Annotated in this window: 1 protein-coding gene; it reads right to left on the reverse strand. The window is 60.9% G+C overall.

The window, feature by feature from the left end:
- Nucleotides 1–488: helix-turn-helix domain-containing protein (locus LXM94_RS26000; protein ID WP_408015708.1), on the reverse strand; the 488-nt coding region annotated here is incomplete at its 3' end.
- Nucleotides 489–565: the final 77 nt, after the last annotated feature.

The raw sequence follows: 565 nt of genomic DNA on the forward strand, positions 1-565 counted from the left end.
GGATAGCAATAGCGCCGGTCGGCGAGCATGAACTCGCCCTTGTAGTCGGCACACCACAGATCATTGGGGCGACGGCCATTTGAAAGCGCTGTCCCCGTCGCCCTATTGCGCCGTCGCTTGCGGCGCTCGACCATGCCGTGCCGGTCTAGCACCGTATGCACCGTCGAGATCGCAGGCCTGTGCACATCCGGGTACAGCCGGGCCAACCGTTCGCGTATCTTCGGCGCACCCCAAGTCGGCTTGTCCTGCTTCCGGCGCACAATCAGCTTCTCGATTTGAAACGGAAGCTGATTGGCGTGGCGGTAGGGCCGGCGAGACCGATCCGTCAGCCCCTCAAGGCCACTGTCATTGTAGCGCGCGAGGATCTTGTAGCCGGTCTTGCGCGAGATACCGAAATCCCGGCAAAGCATGGCCATCTTCTCGCCGTCCAGCAGCCGGGCGATAAACTTCAGCCGCTCTTCCATGACGTTACACTCCTTCCAGGGCACCTTGCTCTCCTCGCAAAGGGCCGAAAGTGTAACCCATCTATCCGGAATGAACTGTCACCCATCTCTCGGGAAGGGCA

The organism is Rhizobium alarense (assembly GCF_021555155.1).
GTDB classification, from domain to species: domain Bacteria; phylum Pseudomonadota; class Alphaproteobacteria; order Rhizobiales; family Rhizobiaceae; genus Rhizobium_D; species Rhizobium_D alarense.